Consider the following 16,117-nt stretch of genomic DNA (forward strand, 5'->3'; position numbering starts at 1 on the left):
TACAGAATTAGAACCATTCAGGTCTTTCTACGATACCGTCCAGCCTATACTTTTGAGAAGGGAATTCTTATCTCCTCTACAGATTTTATATCTAAGAAGAAGCACAGAGTTCCTCCCTTCTCCACCTAATGCTTAAGCTTAAAACATTAGATGCTTTTGACAAGATACAAGTAGAAGGCTACTTGGATGACGCCCTCCTAGTGGACTCAAATCACAATGTTCGTACAGTTATGCGTCAAGCCTAAAAACAGTTAGCTAATAGGTTTAATAAAAATTCACATATACAGGAAAGATTGGTAACATTATTTGAACAGAAATCGTTATTGTAATTATGCCAAAACGCACAGATATAGAATCTATATTAGTAATAGGAGCAGGCCCAATAGTTATAGGTCAGGCATGCGAGTTTGATTATTCCGGAACGCAAAGCTGTAAAGTATTAAAAAGTGAAGGTTATAAAGTCATTTTGGTTAACTCCAACCCCGCAACTATAATGACAGATCCTGAGTTTTCTGATGCAACTTATATTGAGCCGGTACTGCCTGAAATCATAGAGAAAATTATAATTAAGGAGATGCCAAATGCAATATTGCCAACAATGGGCGGGCAAACAGCACTCAATTGCGCAATAAAACTTGCAGATGATGGAGTGTTAGACAAATACAATGTAGAATTAATAGGGGTAAATAGAGAAGCAATAAAAAAAGCAGAGGATAGAGAGTTATTCCGTCAGTCCATGGATAAAATAGGGCTAAAATACCCCAAAAGTATCATTATAAAAAATCAAGAACAAATAAGAAAGGCTTTGGATTACATTGGATTACCAGCAATCATCCGCTCGTCATTCACCCTTGGTGGTGCAGGTAGCGGCATAGCATACAATAAAGAGGAGTTTTTCAATATTGCAGAAAGTGCTCTCAAAATTTCGCCAATAAATGAAGTTCAGATAGATGAATCAATTATCGGCTGGAAAGAATATGAAATGGAAGTTATCCGTGATTGTAAAGATAACTGCATAATAGTCTGTTCGATAGAAAATATTGATCCAATGGGAGTGCACACCGGAGATAGTATCACGGTTGCTCCTGCTTTGACTCTGCGTGACGTAGAATACCAACAGATGAGAAATGCATCTATAGCAGTGCTAAGAGAAATTGATGTTAGTGCCGGTGGTGCAAATGTTCAGTTTGCAGTGAATCCTAAAGAAGATGGAAGCCTCGTTGTGATTGAAATGAATCCAAGGGTTTCTCGCTCTTCTGCACTTGCTTCAAAAGCAACAGGTTATCCTATTGCAAAAGTTGTAACTAAACTTGCTATCGGCTATTCACTCGATGAGATACGTAATGATTGCGCTCCAGTTGTACCTGCTGCATTTGAACCAGTGATTGATTACATCGTCACTAAAATTCCTCGTTTTGAATTTGAGAAGTTTAAGGGGACGAATTGTGAACTATCAACTTCCATGAAATCAGTGGGGGAAGTGATGTCGATCGGCCGCACTTTTAATGAGTCGCTGCAGAAAGCTTTTCGCTCGCTTGAAACTGGGCTTACGGGACTTAATGAAGTATTTCCTGAAAATACTGATATTGATCACATCAGATCTCAATTAGCAAAATTGCTGCCAAACAGATTACTGATTGCTGCTGACGCAATGCGTCATGGAATAAGCATAGAAGAAATAAATTCGATTACAGGATATGACTTATGGTTTTTGCAGAATATACAGCAAATTATATTAGCTGAACAAAAAATCAAGGAAAACGGCCTTCCTGAGACTGCATATGAAATGTTAGAGCTGAAAAAAATGGGGTTTTCAGATGCAAGATTGGCAAAATTAAGCAATAAGAAAGTAGAGCAAATTGAAGAAATAAGAAAAAAATTTGGCATTAAACAAGTTTATAAGCGTGTAGACACCTGTGCAGCTGAATTTGAATCGAGCACTGCTTATATGTATGGCTGTTATGAGGGTAACACAATGATGTCATTCCAGCGCTTGACGCTGGAATCCAGAGATAAGGAAGAATGGATCCCAGTGTCAGCTACTCGGATGACAGAGGGAATGGAGTGCGAAGCAGATGTTTCTGACCGAGAAAAGGTTGTCATTTTAGGAAGTGGTCCAAATCGCATTGGTCAAGGTATTGAGTTTGATTATGCATGCGTACATGCAGCTTCTGCCGCCAAAGAAATGGGGTATGAAACAATAATGATCAACTGTAATCCAGAAACCGTTTCAACTGATTATGATACCGCTGATCGTTTATATTTCGCCCCACTGATTGCAGAGGATGTGCTTGAAATACTAAGTAAAGAGCAAGAAAATGGCACACTGGTTGGTGTAATAGTTCAAATAGGTGGTCAAACACCTTTAAAGTTAGCCAAAGTGCTTAACGAGAGAGGTTTCAAAATTCTGGGAACTTCGTTTGATTCTATTGACCTTGCAGAAGATCGCATGAGGTTTAAAAACCTTGCTTTGCAACTTAATTTAAAACAACCTGAAAGTTCTATCTGCCATTCAGTAAAAGAAGCGTTAACCAACGCAGAAAAGGTGGGGTTTCCACTAGTAGTCAGGCCATCATATGTCCTCGGCGGTCAGTCTATGTCGATTAGACACGATACTCAGAGCTTTAAAGAGTATGTCTTGAATCAAACCAAAATTTTTGAACACGGATCGCTGCTTCTTGATAAATTTTTAGTCAATGCAGTTGAGGTTGACGTTGATGCTGTGTGTGATGGGAAAAAAGTTTTCATTGCAGCGGTCATGGAGCATATTGAAGAAGCTGGTATCCACTCTGGCGATTCAACATGCTCAATACCGACAAATACATTGAGTGACGAAGTAATAAAAGAGATCGAGCTCCAAACTGAAAGAATAGCTCTTGCACTAGAAGTGAAAGGTCTGATAAACATTCAGTTTGCTGTTCAAGAGAGTTATGTATACATACTTGAAGTAAATTTACGAGCTAGTCGAACCGTTCCTTTTATTTCCAAGGTAATCAATATTCCTATTGCAAAGCTTGCCACTCAGGTTATTTTGGGTAAAAAATTGAATCAGGAAAACAAGCCTTTCAATCATTTTGCAGTTAAAGCTGCTGTTTTTCCATTCACGCGCTTTTCGGGAATTGACACTCTACTTGGTCCTGAAATGAAATCAACAGGAGAAGTAATGGGAATTGACTCATCGTTTGAAGCTGCACTTGCAAAAACGCACATGGCTGCAGGATACAAGTTACCAATAGAAGGAACAGCTCTGGTTTCAGTAAAAGATGATGATAAAGAGTATATATTGCCTGTTGCACGAATGTTGAAAGAACTGAGTTTTGAAATATATGCAACCAAAGGCACAGCTTTATATCTGAATAATAACGGCATTGCTGCAAAAGCTGTAAATAAAGTGAGAGAAGGCAGACCCCACATAGTTGATATGCTCAAAGATGGAAAAATAAATCTAGTAATCAATACTTCAAAAGGTGTGAAATCAGTCTCAGATAGCAAAGATATCAGGAGAACTGCTATTTTGCAAAATATAGCTTATAGCACCGCAGCTTCTGGGAGTAAAGCGTTAGTGCTTGCAATTCAATATGTAAAGAATAGCAAATTGGAAGTGAAATCATTACAGCAGATACAAAACGTTTAAATGCCAAACGAAAATAATTCATTACTCTATCTCAAAATTGTGGTAGAGTAATGTAAGTCAAATTTTTTTACTGACTTGCCTATGTATTATGGTATTTGTTAAAGAATTATTGAATAACGGTTATGCAACATGAATAAGGTAAAAAGGAAACGAACTCAATTTTATCAGCCTTATCCATTACGTAAGACGAGGAAAACAGAAGCAAAAAATACCCAAGAATTATATGATCCAACACTAACTGATATTAGGTTAGGCGAAAGTGATAATCAACAAAGTTTGGAAGTAATATAAAAGATCCGATGGAGTTCTCTCGCAGTGATTTGTCAAACAAAACAGATGAACACGAAAGTGATAATCGACTACAGAACTTTAGTGATTATGATTCATATGATAGTTCTGCTGATGGTAATCAGACGCCTTGTACTGAACCAAGTGATTGGGACTCAAATTCGAGCTGTAGTTCAGATTATTCTTATTTTCCGGAAGGTGGCTCACTTTTAATGGATCTAGAAATACCATTAACTGAAAATGAAGAGAAGCTGATTGATGAATTTTGTAAGGAGATGAAAAAGGTGGAAGAAGAAAATAACAAAGGAAGTGCTTTAAGGCTTGTTCGAGACATAACAAATAAATATTTAGGGAAAGGGATAAGACTAAATTCATGTTATGGTGATCGTTATAGAACTGTAACAAATTTGATATTTGAAGAAATAATAGATGTTATCAATAATGAAGGCCTATGCCCTAGCAGTAAAGCGCATGCATTTAGAGGTTAGGATGTTTCCTGTAACAATGAAGATCAAGATGATGACAACACGAATGAAGCACTGGAAGATGGTAATTTAGACATCATAAGAAACACCATTAGGGATTTATTGTTAAAAGGTGGGAAAGTAGAAAGAGGTCTTTTCGATGGTGGTGAGCTAGGACATGTAACTTCTGATTCTGATTATGTAAATGATCTCTTTGCACAATGTAAGGAAATTGAAAACGATCTAAAAAATGCAGCATATGAAAGTATTGTAAACAAAAATGAGCAAGCTCAAAAGGACAAATTAGAATTAAAAGTAGAGATAGATAATGAGTGCTTTTGTATAAAATATCCACAAGATAGTACTGTTGAAGTTGCAAAAATCCTAAGCAATGAAAAGAATAAAGGTTTAAACTTAAGAGTTGGTATACTGCAAATTGGGAAAAGTATAGTAAGAGTTGAAAGCTACAACGGAAAAAGAAATTATCTGGATGTTTGTAAGCAAGGTGTAACATTATCTTTTGATAGTGAAGCAGGAAAAATCAGTATTCATCTAAATCCTAAGGAAAATAGTAATGAAATAGAAGTAAAGATTGATAAGGAGAGCGAAGCAAGGCTTAACGAGTTAGAAGATAAGGGGAAAAGTTTAGGAGAAAACTGTCTTTTAGGAGGAAAAAGCGTTCTGGAAGCTATACGAGATGGAAATTTTGAAAGAAATAGAAGTATTATACCAACTAGCGTAATTGAACAGCCAAATGCTGCAACGAATACTCCACAATCTTACCTAGAGAACATTAGTCTGAGCGGACACAATTACAGAACTAAACGTATTGATTCAAGGCATGGCTAATGTGCAAATATTGAAGCAAAAGTGATCAGTGCTTGACACTGCTCTCCTTTGTCATCCCAGTGCCCAGACACTGGGATCCAGGAATTTTATTAAGTTGGTGAGCATAAAAATAGCTGTTTTACGTTAAAATACAATGTTTTGATGATTATGGAAAGGCTGGATTCCAGTGTCAAGCACTGGAATGACACCATTTGTTGTAAACTTACTTTTTTCTTGATTTTTTGGTTTATCTCGCCTACCTATTTTGCCACTTTGCTGAACGGATACAACTAAACAATAGGTCTATCTACTTCATTCTAATGTGATTTCAGTTTTTTTTACATGCAAACTCTCTAATCCCACCTTATAGTTAGGATAAATTAGAGAGACATTAAGATCTTTTTTAATTTTAACATTACTTACTTTTTTTGACCCTAAATAAAAACTCTGTGCATAATCTGGTAAGGAAGAAACCTCAATTGGCTCTGGAGGACTAACATTGAGGAGTTTGGCTGCATACATTATCACTTCAGATTGTGTAGTGGGTAAATCATCTGCACAATTGTATACTTCACCAGGTTTTATGTTTTGCATGGAAGAAAATAGAATGTTCGATATATCTTCAACGTGAATACGAGAAAAAAAATGCCCTTCTTTTTTCACATTTTTTGCTTTGCCAAGCTGCAAGTCAATTAACACGTTCCTACCAGGACCGTATATTCCAGCTAAACGAAAAATATGTACAGGCAGTTTGCTATTCAGCCACTTCTTTTCAGATCTAAGGCGCTTTTCTCCTCTGATTTCTATAGGTTTTGTTTCAGATTCCTCATTCACCCAATTACCAGAGTAATCACCATAAACGCTAGTTGCAGACAAATAACCAAACCATTTAACATTTTGCAGGCAATCACCATATCTCTCCATAACATCATCACCATCTGGAGGAATAGAAATTAAAACGTGCGTTGCGCTTTTAAGCAGATCTTGACTAACTTTCTCATAATTAAAGAGGATTACATTTTGTATATTTTTACTTCTTGATGTTCCACTGACTTTCCAACCTAAGTTCAGCAGTTTTTTCGATAAAAATTTAGCCACATATCCATAACCAAAGCAAAACAAGTGCATGAAAATTAATTTTTAAAATTCTTCTTGATAAATTCTACTCCTAATTTTATCCCCTCTTCATTAATAATATGCCCTAATGCATGAATTGGGTGCCCTTCAACATTTATTCCATTTTCTTTCAAAGCTTTAACCGCTAAGTCGAGGGACGAAAAAGGTACCACGTCGTCAGCATCACCATGGATAACACATATGTTAGGTTTTGACTTGATCTCTGGTGCAGTTTTTGAAGGTGAAAGAAACCTACCAGAGTATGCAACAACTGATGCACAGGATTGAGAGCGGGTGAGAGCTGTATGTATTGCAAGCATTGCTCCTTGAGAAAATCCAACCAAAGAAAGTTGCGTATCTTTTAAATTAAGCTCCTTTAATTTTGTATCAATGAAATGATTTACAATTGATGTAGCATTTTTTACTCCATTATATAGCGCTTCCTCACTACGATCTTCCAAGCTGAACCACTGATAACCATCACCTATTTCTCTTTCAAACGGAGCATTGGGTGCTACAAAATATGACTCGGGTAAAAACTTGCTCATAACTTTAGCAAGGTGAATGAAATTATCGCCACTTGAGCCCCAACCATGTAAAAAAATAATCAAATTTTTCTTATTTCCGCCTGCACAAATTTCTTGGCCTTTAAGTTCAATCATTTCTTTTCCTTTTGCATTTATATTTTTATTTAACACCAATTTTCAAATTTGTAAAAACATACTGTGATTGCTGTTGAATGATGGAGAGACATACTCCATTATTTTATACCTATAGCTAACTGAAAAAAGGTTACCTCAGAAGGGATAAAAAGGTATAAAATGGCTTTGGATAAGGTAGAATGATGCCAAAGTGAGGATCTGAGGGAACGTGTTTTGAAAGTAGTAGACGAGAAAAAAATGACTATGGAGGAAGATGTTCAAAATTGATAGAAAAACAATATATTGGTGGAGGAAAAGAAGAGAAGAAACAGGAAGCATAAAACCATCTTCAGGCTATCAAAAGGGGCATAGTCATAAAATTAAAGACTTAGATAGCTTTGTCGAATTTCTAGATGAAAATCAGAGTTGAAAAGATAATTGAAAAATTTGGCAATATGTGCAAAGACAAAGTATATAACTACCTTAAAAAAGTGAACTATATGTATAAAAAAAACTTTTCTCTACCAGGAAAGGGATGAAGGAAAACGAAAGGAAGTCATACAAAAGGTAGCAGAAATAAATGAAGAAAATTTAGTATTCATAGATGAATCAGGTATAGAAGACAACGAATTTTATGAATATGGATGGTCTCGAAGAGGAAAAGGGCTATTTGCGGAGAAACCAGGATACAAAGGAAGAAATAATTGGAGCCCTAAGTGAAGAGGCACCATGAGGGATATTGCAACAGTGAGCTTTTTGAAGCGTATGTTGAAAATAGGCTTATGCCAATATTAAAACCTGGCTAGGTTTGACAATGCGAGTTTTCATAAGTCTGACAAGACGAAAGAATTAATAGAAAGGGAGTATTAAATAAACTGTGTCAAACCGAAAAAAAAGTAATAAATTGATATAAAAAAATGGAGGTTTGACAATGAGTCAGAAAGTAGTAAACAGAACTACCGGTTTGGTAGATTATAAAGAATTAGAAACAAATATCCTGTCGTCTATACGAGAAGGAAGACCGTTGACAGGAAGAGATGGAGCATTAACACCGTTTATAAAAAAGTTGCTGGAGGTAAGCCTGGAAGGTGAAATAGAAAACCACTTGTCGGCTGAAAGCGAAGAGAATAATCGAAGAAATGGGAGGAATGCAAAGACTTTACGTACAAGCGCAGGGTCATTTGAGCTTTTGACGCCAAGAGATAGGGAAGGAAGTTTCGAACCACAAATAGTCAAAAAAAGGCAAACAAACTTACATCCAGAGCTTGAAACGAAGATTTTGAGCACATTTGCCAGTGGTATGGGCTATAGAGATATAGTGTCACATGTTGAGGAAATTTATGATCACAAAATATCGGTGGCAGAGATATCAAGTATTACTGACAAATTGCTACCAGTAATCAACGAATGGCGTAGTCGCCCGCTGCAGTCTGTATATCCGATAGTTTTCATGGTTTTTTAAAGTCAAAGAGGACGGGCATTGCGTAAGTAAATGCATGTATAACATATTAGGCATAGATCAAAATGGCAAAAAAGAAGTATTAGGTTTTTATTTGGCTGAAAGTGAAGGAGCTAACTTCTGGTTGGGAGTGCTAAATGACCTCAAAGAAAGAGGAGTAGAAGATATCCTTATTGCCTGCGTTGATGGGCTGAAAAGCTTTCCTGCAGCTATAAACAGTGTCTTTCCTAATGCGGAAGTGCAGATGTGTATAGTGCATCAGATACGCAACTCACTGAAGTATGTGGCCAGTAAAGATGCGAAGAGTTTTTTGAGCGATTTAAAGAAGGTATATCAAGCTTCAAGCAAGGAAATTGCCGAGAATTATCTGTTGGAATTAGATGAAAAATGGGGCACAAAGTACCCTATGGTTATAAAATCTTGGCAGAATAATTGGGAAAACTTGTCTGGTTATTTTAAGTATTCTGGTCCAGTTAGGAGGATAATCTACACCACCAATCCCATAGAGGGGCTACATAGGCAAATTAGGAAATTCACTAAGACCAAAGGCTCATTTACCAGCATAAATGCCTTGTATAAGCAGGTATATTGTGCTATAAAGAAGGCAGAGGAAAAGTGGACGATGCCTGTACATGATTGGGCATTAACTATCTCTCAACTTGATGTTTTCTTTCCTGGCAGATTGAAAATTGAGTTGAACTAAAAATGCGGTTTGACACAGTTTATTTAACACTCCCCTAAGCTCTGATATAGACGAGCCTGTATTGTCTAATCACGTAAGTAATAACCTCAGCAGATGATTTATAATGTTATAGTTATAAGGGGGTTTTTGTGAAAAATAGGGATCTTGTAGTCCTCTTATTAATTGTAGCATTAGTGGTTCTTTTGCTTATTTTATTGTTAATGTATTTTTTTAAATGGAAAAAGGAGGGTAGTAAAATGTTACCAAATAAAAATGGTGGTGCTAGTAGCACTGGTATGGGAAGTGTACAACATAAAGAAGTTCCTAATGTATCACTTAATTCTCAAGGTGTAGAACGTAAGGATAAAGAAATTCCTACTGCATCTAATTCTCAAAGAGAACAGAGGCAAGATGATTTAACAGTAATAGATCATATGACTTTGGAAGATACGCTCAGGATACTTAAATCTGATAACGTGTTGTCTGAGCTTGATAATGATCTAAAGGACGTTAAAGCGGGAAAGAGAACTATAGAAAACCACAAGGAATATTTTAAAACACAAGTTGACAAGAAACTTACACAACTTTGTAAAAAATATCATCCTAACTCGCCAAAATGGCACAGTATACCTGAAGAAGAAAGACCAAAAGCTCAAGCAATACAGGCAAAATTAGATGACATACGAAGTATATTGAAGCATTTTAATGAAAACTTTTCCCAATGTGATAATTTTAAATACAGCTATTTTAGCAAAGTACGAGTTGATTTTTTAGGTAACAAGGAAAAATTAAAAAACATAACTTACACAGTACTAAACAAGCTAGGCGAGTTATCTCATATTAAGTACGAGAGGTTGGTACCTGATCTCAATGGGTTTTTAAGGTCAAGTCAAGCTAGCATGAAAGGTTTTATCTCAAATAATGTGGACCACTTCCAAAAAGAAAAAGATAATGCTGAATGTTATTTTCAAAGTTATTTAATTGGTTATGAAGAATTGCGTACTAATCTAGAGTTGTTTTGTGATCTATGCAAAGAAAATGATCGCATGGAACCTATTGCAACTCAGATGTTAGAAGAGTGTAAAACTCAGGGTAAAATATTAAATAAAGTTTCTGGTCATTTAATAAATCACGAATATTCTTATTGCATTAATGATAAACGAAGTTACGAACAAGCAGAGAAAGATTTTACTTTACCGTTTATAGAGTATACTAACATTTTAGCTATATGTAATGAGATAGTTAATACAAAAAGGTGGAGAGAGCTTGTTAGTAATGAAACAATATATAAAACTGTGGCTGATAACAAGGTTATTAGAAATTTAAATAGCTTTTTATCATTGCATGAACTTTCTCATTACCTTGTAACATATTATTGCTATGGAAATGAGGAAAATGGAAAATTAGCTGCTAAGCTTTTGCATATTAACTCATTGGATAAAGAACATGCATTACAGCTGCTTGTTCAAATAATCAATGTATACTCAAATTATCTGGAAAAGGAATTTCAGCCTGAAAAGGATTTTTATGAAAAAGTTGCAGAAGTGCAGATGAATTTTCTGAGGACAATGAAAAATTTGGGTGATGAATTTTGTAAAGATCTGAGGCAATACAATGAGCAACTTTACGAAGTGCATTTGGAGCGGAATGAAGTAGTATCAGAGATGTGCGAACAAATTCGCGAGCAAGGAGAATTTTATAAACAAGCTTCAGAGTCTTGTAGGCAAGATTCAGAGTTCTTAATAGGACATTTAGAACGTGAGGAAGCAGCCAGTGCAGAAAGGGAGGAAAGGTTAAAAAAAATGATTGAAAGTGTTAAAGAACAACGCAACAAACTTAGTTGTAGCTCATCTAGCCAGCAACAGCCTGCAAACCAAGCAGATGATCAGCCAGATCCAAGTAGCGAGCTAAGTGGAGTGCAGCCAATATCGCGCAGTCAGTCACTGGATTCTTCACATTCTAACGATAGTGATGTTGAAATAATCAGCAGATCACAATGTCGTTAATGTGGCAAGAAGAAGCAATTAATTTTCTTGCTGGGCAGAGAAAATATAGAGTACTATGGTGGGGTTTTGGCCCCACTCTGCTTGAGAGTTTATGCAAAAAGAAAGGCTTTAATGCTAAAAAACTTTTAGAAGATAAGTTTTCTGAAGGAATAAAAGAACAGTGTATAACATTGCTTGAGGCTTTTGGTGAGGAAAAGTTGTATTGGTGGTGGCCGTGGAGTGGTAAGCTAAGAGATGCTCAAATAGATAAGAAACAATGTCAGAGGGCAGGAGAATATGGGAACTATTCTTGGTTTTGGAAGATAGTTTTGGGTCTATTTACTTCAGTTTTGATTCATTGCCGGGTTCTACAATGGAACAGTTTAGTTACAAATTATTATGGGGGTTGTATGTTTAAAAAGGGAAGTTTTGAAGGCAGAAATCAAGCAAGAAACAGAAGTCAAGAAGTACCAACAACATCGACTAATATTTCTGATAATTTAAATAAAGGACCTGATTTGATGACTCTGGGTGATGTATTAAAATTGTTTGGTTTACCTAAGCTGCTACAAGAACTTGACGTTAGTCTTGAAGAGGTAAGAAGGCATATAAAGGATGAAAAAGAACATGAACAACGTGTTAAGGATGCTGATAAGGAAATCGGGAATTTGTCTTTAAAGTATCACCCTGATAGAGTTCAAAATAGAGGTGGCTCTGATGAAGAAGTAGCACAAGCTAAAGAGATGCAAACCGCACTGGGTACAACAAGAACGGTATTAAATAGCCTTACTAAAGCATTTTTAAAGGATCTTGATGTTGACTATAAGTATGGGTTTTATGCAAAAATGGAAATTAGTTTACTAGGAAATGAAGATGAGGTAAACAAGCTGAATTTTGGAATATTAAATAAATTAGCTAGAGTGTCAGAAATTAAACAAGGGAAAATAATAGCAAACATAAATAGCTTTTTAAAGGCAGGCCAATGTGGTATAGAAAGTTTTATTAATGATGAGTTGGATAATTTTAAAAGAAATAGAGATGATGCTCTACTCTATTTAAGCATGTGTGTTAAGGGATATAAAAAATTAGTTAAAGAGTTTAATGAAGTAAAAAAAGAGTGTGGGAAAGTGTGCGAGAAAGATAAAGCACTGAAAGGTATATATTCTTCAATATGTAATATGTTAATTGAGAGTGAAATGCAATTGGATATGTTGCAAGAATTAGATGAGTTTGCTACAGACTCCTTACAAAAAAAGTTTCAACCTCCCAGAGTTTATGAAGATGCGGATGAATATTTTGTGCTACCGTTTATAGAATATGTTAGCGTTTTATTGATGTGCAGTAAGATGTGTGTTAACGTAGAAAAAAAGAAAAACAAAGAGAAGAAATCATGGTTTTCTTTCCTTCTGGAAGGGAATTCATCACAGGAAACGAAGGAAAATTCAGAGATTAATTTTGAACAAGAAAGGGTGTTATACGGTTATGCGCATTGTTTAGCATCGTATTTTAACGGCAATAATGAATACGGAAAAAAAGTAAGAGACATCCTTGAAATAACAGGTAATAAGGAAATCAGCCATGAAAAAGTGAGAAATAGATTTTTTGAAATCATAAAAATAATCAAGAATAATTTAGCACATAAATTTAAACCTGATTCTTATATAGAAGGTGGTGTTGGAAAATATATTATGGAAGAGTACATTAAATGGACAAAGATTATGGATGATGTATTGAAAAGAGCAGAGAAGTCTATAGCTGATACTGACACTTATATAGAGAGCTCTAGAATAGAGAATAGGAAGCTTCGAGAAGATTGTAATAGGGTCATAAGAGGGAATGCAAAACTTGAAGAAGAATGTAGGAGATCTACAGAAGAGAGTAGAAAAACGAGAAAAGAGTTACAAAACTTTACGCAAGAATTGTTTAACTATATAGGATATAGCAGAATAGCTCAGAATGAAGAGGCAAGTACTAGCCAACAACAACCCTATGCTCAAGGTACTAACGATCAACAACAAGAATCAGCTATTCAGGCTTCTAATGCTAAATTTGATCAGCAACAAAAACCAAATGCTCAAGCTGCCAATGTCGCGTAGTAGGTCGTCAAGCCTGTCAAGTTCTGGCAGTAGCAATAACGATCAGTCAGGTCCAAGTAGCAGGTTAAGTAAAGTGCAACCAATTCCACACAGTCAGTCATTAAGTTCTTTATATTATAACGATAGTGATATTAAAATAGACAGCAGATCACAATGTCGTTAATCTGACAGGCGTAGCAAGTTAAGCGGAAATGGCACAAGTGTGAAAGGAGGTAATGTTAGGTTAATGGTTTAAGAGATTTTCTAAAGAAATTATCTTATAGCTTCAAGATTGTGTAGGCCAGTCACTTGACATATTACATTGGTAGGAATACACACTTCAAGTAGATTTTTTGCCATTTCTGTTCTCCCTATTTTTTTACCCTTTTCTTTATCAATCTGTATTCTTTTAGATACTGACATAATTAATGAATAAAATTTATCACGTATTTCTTCATCCTCAATTTTATTATACTCTCTCACTAAATCTAGTACTCCATTTTCTCCTTCTCTATCCTCATTACTTCTTTCAATTTCAACATTGCCTTTTTCTATTAGTTCACTAATTTTCGGCAGTAGAGTTTGAGCGTGCGTTGATAATTTGTCTGCTGCGTTACATAGTTTTCCTATTGTCATGATATGTGTTCCTTGCTCATAGCGTCGTATTTGACCACCTGTTAAACCGACTTCATTTCCTAAATCCTCCTGAGAACGTCCTCTTGCTAGCCTCCAGTCTTTCATATTTTCCCCTGTTTTATAGGCTATAAAATTAACTATCTCTGTTTTATTATGTTTCTCAAGTTCATCTTTAGACAAGCCTGTTGTTTGGAGAATGATATCAACAGAAATACCCGCTTTAAGTAAATTCTTTGCTACTTTAATCTTTCCTGCTTTTTTACCTTCTTCTTCCCCCACCTGGATAGATTTATTTAATGCAGAGGCTATCTTACATAATTCCTGGTTCCTAAATTTTTTACATTCTCTAACTAGATTTAATGTTTTTTCTACCTCACCTTTCTCTGATGCCATCGATTCAGGCAGTAGTTTTGCCATATCAATCATTAGTTCCACTACTATCATACAGAATATAATGATTGAAATCGGATTTTCCCCTCGCTCATATCTGGACATTTGCTTCTCTAATACTCCGACTTTACTTCCTAGACCTGCCTGAGTATATCTTTTCTTTTCCCTCTCATGTTTTAATTTTTTCCCTACTTCGTAGTCTGTTAACTTTGTGTCATTAGTCATGTCTCTTTAAAAGAATCTCAAGAAAAGATATACTCTTTAACCTAAGATTCTATTAAAGGAGACTTTCCTTTGCACTACCGTAAGAGAGTAAGACTTCAGTAAAAATCATATTTGATGATGTCCAAGCTGTCCTTCTCAACGTTTTCAACATTTTCGGGAATAGTTAATTTTCTTGTTCCTGCTATGTATTCAACTACCTCTAAATAATCATCATTCCATTGACCATTAAGGGCATAATGTAATGGTGTATTCCCATATTTCTTAGTGGCCTTAATTTCAGCTCCTCTCTCTATGAAATATTTTACTAAATCAATGTTAGCGTGGTAAGCAGCCCAATGTAGAGGCGTTCTGCCCTCATTGTCAGTTACATTTATATCCACGTTTCGCTTCTCCACAAGATACTCTACTACTTCACTATTATTCCAATAAGCTGCCCAATGTAGTGGTGTACTACCTAGATTATCAGTGACATTAAAATTTATTCCTTCTTCTTCTACTAGATATTCAAGGACACATGACATACCAGACTCATCGCCTATAGCTGCATAATGTGCTAGCGTACAACCATTGCTACTAATGGCATTCTTGTCGGCACCATCTTCTATAAGATTTTCTACCACATATGAGTACCCACAAAAAGCAGCTATATGCAAGGGTGTTATCCCATGTCTATTAGTTGCTTTCACGTTTGCTCCTTTTTCTACTAGATATCTAGCTGTTCTCTCACAACCACCATGAGCAGCGTGATGCAGAACAGTATTACCCTTCTTGTTTGCTGCATTTATGTTGAAGTTTTTTTCTTCCACTAGATATTGAACTATTTCTAACTTACCGTCTATAGCAGCTATATGCAGAAATGTTTCACCATTTTCTTTAGTAGCATTAATATTAGCTCCTTTTGCTATAAAATGTCTTACTATATCTAAGTTACTTGCTTCATGTAGAATGTTATCACTAACATTAGCCCCTTTCTCTACAAGATATACAGCTATATCTGTGCTACCTTTATAAGCAGCAATATACAAAGGAGTATATCCATACCTATTAACAGCATTAATACCAGCACCTTTTTCTATAAGATGTTTAACTGCTTCAAGATTACCTTCTTCCACAGCTAAATGCAAAGGCGTATTCCCTTCATCATTCTTAACATTAACATCTTTCTTATCTACTAAATACTTTTCTATGATATTACACATACCAACCTCACTAAATTAATAAAACTATTCCATTCTACAGACACAAACATTATTTTTTTATTAACTATAAAACCCGTATAAATTCCTATATGCACTGCTTATTCTCTCTCATGAGGATACTCCTAATCGTGTTAATATCTTATATATATTAATTAATAAACTCACTTTCTTCACTCTTCAATGGCCTCTTCTATAACAGCAGCTATTTCGTTCAGCTTCTTCACCTGATTAACCTCTGGGTTCTCACGCATTTCCTTTAGCACCTTTTGATAAAGATCTTGTCTTTTCTCATTATCGAGCAGTTTGCAGTATAGTTTTAGCTGCTCAGGGGTCTTTGATAGTAGTCGTGCTAACACTGATTCTCGGTTATTGTTATTATTACTCATGTAAAAATCCTCACTAATTAACGCTTCAATTTTTTTTAATGTTTACTACTATTTTCTTAGTAGTATTGGCATAAAGCCATCTATTTTGGCGGAAGTCAAGAAATTTTTT

Annotated in this window: 13 protein-coding genes and 1 pseudogene; 9 read left to right on the forward strand and 5 right to left on the reverse strand. The window is 35.5% G+C overall.

Going from position 1 to position 16,117, the window contains the following annotated elements; genetic code table 11:
* The first annotated feature begins 331 nt into the window (after positions 1 to 331).
* The 4 genes from carB (at position 332) to ABWU23_RS01815 (ending at position 5,235) form a co-directional block, all read left to right on the forward strand.
* Positions 332 to 3,634, forward strand: coding sequence for a carbamoyl-phosphate synthase large subunit (gene carB, locus ABWU23_RS01800; protein WP_353270696.1), 3,303 nt, complete (start codon positions 332 to 334; stop codon positions 3,632 to 3,634).
* Positions 3,635 to 3,763: 129 nt separating this feature from the next.
* Entirely contained in the window at positions 3,764 to 3,925 is a 162-nt protein-coding gene (locus tag ABWU23_RS01805; RefSeq protein WP_264688451.1) for a hypothetical protein, read from the forward strand.
* 29 nt (positions 3,926 to 3,954) lie between these two features.
* Complete coding sequence (locus ABWU23_RS01810; RefSeq protein WP_353270697.1) at positions 3,955 to 4,410, forward strand: hypothetical protein; 456 nt, start codon at positions 3,955 to 3,957, stop codon at positions 4,408 to 4,410.
* 99 nt (positions 4,411 to 4,509) lie between these two features.
* A complete protein-coding gene (locus ABWU23_RS01815) occupies positions 4,510 to 5,235 on the forward strand; it encodes a hypothetical protein (RefSeq protein WP_353270698.1) in 726 nt (241 codons plus the stop codon).
* A gap of 291 nt (positions 5,236 to 5,526) precedes the next feature.
* On the opposite strand, the gene ABWU23_RS01820 is transcribed toward ABWU23_RS01815, so the two are convergent.
* Together ABWU23_RS01820 and ABWU23_RS01825 are read right to left on the reverse strand one after the other, a co-directional pair.
* Positions 5,527 to 6,342 carry an SDR family oxidoreductase gene (locus ABWU23_RS01820; protein ID WP_253309623.1) on the reverse strand — a complete coding sequence of 272 codons (816 nt, stop codon included), beginning with the start codon at positions 6,340 to 6,342 and terminating at the stop codon, positions 5,527 to 5,529.
* A 5-nt stretch (positions 6,343 to 6,347) separates the two neighbouring features.
* A complete protein-coding gene (locus tag ABWU23_RS01825) occupies positions 6,348 to 6,992 on the reverse strand; it encodes an alpha/beta hydrolase (RefSeq protein ID WP_309166945.1) in 645 nt (214 codons plus the stop codon).
* A 253-nt stretch (positions 6,993 to 7,245) separates the two neighbouring features.
* On the opposite strand from ABWU23_RS01825, the gene ABWU23_RS01830 reads away from it, so the two are divergent.
* The 5 genes and pseudogenes from ABWU23_RS01830 (at position 7,246) to ABWU23_RS01850 (ending at position 13,356) form a co-directional block, all read left to right on the forward strand.
* Positions 7,246 to 7,401, forward strand: a complete 156-nt coding sequence (locus ABWU23_RS01830) for a hypothetical protein (protein WP_253309621.1) — start codon at positions 7,246 to 7,248, stop codon at positions 7,399 to 7,401.
* Between the two features lie 501 nt (positions 7,402 to 7,902).
* Positions 7,903 to 9,133: pseudogene (locus ABWU23_RS01835) on the forward strand (IS256-like element ISWpi15 family transposase).
* Positions 9,134 to 9,369: 236 nt separating this feature from the next.
* A complete protein-coding gene (locus ABWU23_RS01840) occupies positions 9,370 to 11,118 on the forward strand; it encodes a hypothetical protein (RefSeq protein ID WP_353270699.1) in 1,749 nt (582 codons plus the stop codon).
* The gene (locus tag ABWU23_RS01845) at positions 11,109 to 13,193 is read left to right on the forward strand and encodes a hypothetical protein (protein ID WP_353270700.1); all 2,085 of its coding nucleotides are present in this window, start codon (positions 11,109 to 11,111) and stop codon (positions 13,191 to 13,193) included. Before ABWU23_RS01840 ends, ABWU23_RS01845 begins: the two co-directional genes overlap by 10 nt.
* Positions 13,168 to 13,356, forward strand: coding sequence for a hypothetical protein (locus tag ABWU23_RS01850; RefSeq protein ID WP_353270701.1), 189 nt, complete (start codon positions 13,168 to 13,170; stop codon positions 13,354 to 13,356). The genes ABWU23_RS01845 and ABWU23_RS01850 overlap by 26 nt, the downstream gene beginning before the upstream one ends.
* Positions 13,357 to 13,445: 89 nt before the next feature.
* Here the strand turns inward: ABWU23_RS01850 and ABWU23_RS01855 are convergent, their stop codons facing one another.
* From ABWU23_RS01855 to ABWU23_RS01865, 3 genes are all read right to left on the reverse strand, one after another.
* Positions 13,446 to 14,423 (reverse strand): hypothetical protein, encoded by a 978-nt coding sequence (locus tag ABWU23_RS01855; RefSeq protein ID WP_353270702.1) that lies wholly within the window; start codon positions 14,421 to 14,423, stop codon positions 13,446 to 13,448.
* Positions 14,424 to 14,518: 95 nt separating this feature from the next.
* Positions 14,519 to 15,622, reverse strand: a complete 1,104-nt coding sequence (locus tag ABWU23_RS01860) for an ankyrin repeat domain-containing protein (RefSeq protein WP_309166543.1) — start codon at positions 15,620 to 15,622, stop codon at positions 14,519 to 14,521.
* Between the two features lie 170 nt (positions 15,623 to 15,792).
* Complete coding sequence (locus ABWU23_RS01865) at positions 15,793 to 16,008, reverse strand: hypothetical protein (protein ID WP_264688148.1); 216 nt, start codon at positions 16,006 to 16,008, stop codon at positions 15,793 to 15,795.
* Positions 16,009 to 16,117 lie beyond the last annotated feature (109 nt).

Source organism: Wolbachia endosymbiont (group A) of Hedychridium roseum (assembly GCF_964028325.1).
Lineage (GTDB): Bacteria > Pseudomonadota > Alphaproteobacteria > Rickettsiales > Anaplasmataceae > Wolbachia.

Excerpts from the sequence above, each read along its gene's own strand:
- ABWU23_RS01805 (WP_264688451.1), top strand. The coding sequence starts at position 3,764 with ATGAATAAGGTAAAAAGGAAACGAACTCAATTTTATCAGCCTTATCCA.
- ABWU23_RS01840 (WP_353270699.1), top strand. The coding sequence starts at position 9,370 with ATGTTACCAAATAAAAATGGTGGTGCTAGTAGCACTGGTATGGGAAGT.
- ABWU23_RS01825 (WP_309166945.1), bottom strand. The coding sequence starts at position 6,992 with ATGATTGAACTTAAAGGCCAAGAAATTTGTGCAGGCGGAAATAAGAAA.
- ABWU23_RS01845 (WP_353270700.1), top strand. The coding sequence starts at position 11,109 with ATGTCGTTAATGTGGCAAGAAGAAGCAATTAATTTTCTTGCTGGGCAG.
- ABWU23_RS01860 (WP_309166543.1), bottom strand. The coding sequence starts at position 15,622 with ATGTGTAATATCATAGAAAAGTATTTAGTAGATAAGAAAGATGTTAAT.
- ABWU23_RS01855 (WP_353270702.1), bottom strand. The coding sequence starts at position 14,423 with ATGACTAATGACACAAAGTTAACAGACTACGAAGTAGGGAAAAAATTA.
- carB (WP_353270696.1), top strand. The coding sequence starts at position 332 with ATGCCAAAACGCACAGATATAGAATCTATATTAGTAATAGGAGCAGGC.
- ABWU23_RS01850 (WP_353270701.1), top strand. The coding sequence starts at position 13,168 with ATGCTCAAGCTGCCAATGTCGCGTAGTAGGTCGTCAAGCCTGTCAAGT.
- ABWU23_RS01830 (WP_253309621.1), top strand. The coding sequence starts at position 7,246 with ATGTTCAAAATTGATAGAAAAACAATATATTGGTGGAGGAAAAGAAGA.
- ABWU23_RS01865 (WP_264688148.1), bottom strand. The coding sequence starts at position 16,008 with ATGAGTAATAATAACAATAACCGAGAATCAGTGTTAGCACGACTACTA.
- ABWU23_RS01820 (WP_253309623.1), bottom strand. The coding sequence starts at position 6,342 with ATGCACTTGTTTTGCTTTGGTTATGGATATGTGGCTAAATTTTTATCG.